Raw genomic sequence first — 399 nt, forward strand, 5'->3', positions numbered from 1 at the left:
CGGCTGATCACGGCGATCGGGATGGCGGGCCGGACGGGGGCCAGCCCTACCGGCCACTGCTGGCGCGCTCGGCGGCCATCTGGGCTTCGTGGGCGCGCTCCAGCTTCTCCATCGAATGGAACCGGGCGATGTCGGCTTCCACGTCGCGGATCGTCTCCTCGACGAGATGCTGCTGCAGGGCGCTGCGCGGATCGTTCGGCTCCAGGCCGTCGCGGGCCTGCAACCGCTCGACCGCCTGCTTGACGACGCCGTAGACCGCCTCCCGCTCGTCGCGGGACATGGCGGGATTGACCGCGCGGGCGATGAGATCGGAGAATTCGGACATGCGTGCTGGCAGGACGTGCGTGCTGGCGGGAACGACCGGGGCATGAGGCGGATCAGAGGCGCTGGTCGTTGATG

The 399-nt window shown here is 69.9% G+C and carries 1 protein-coding gene; it reads right to left on the reverse strand.

Going from position 1 to position 399, the window contains the following annotated elements; all coding sequences use genetic code 11:
• Positions 1–46 precede the first annotated feature (46 nt).
• A partial coding sequence (locus ACLQ2O_RS41935; protein WP_425843484.1) for a hypothetical protein occupies positions 47–399 on the reverse strand: 353 nt, incomplete at its 5' end.

This window comes from Kribbella sp. DT2 (assembly GCF_049844575.1).
Classification (GTDB): Bacteria; Actinomycetota; Actinomycetes; order Propionibacteriales; family Kribbellaceae; genus Kribbella.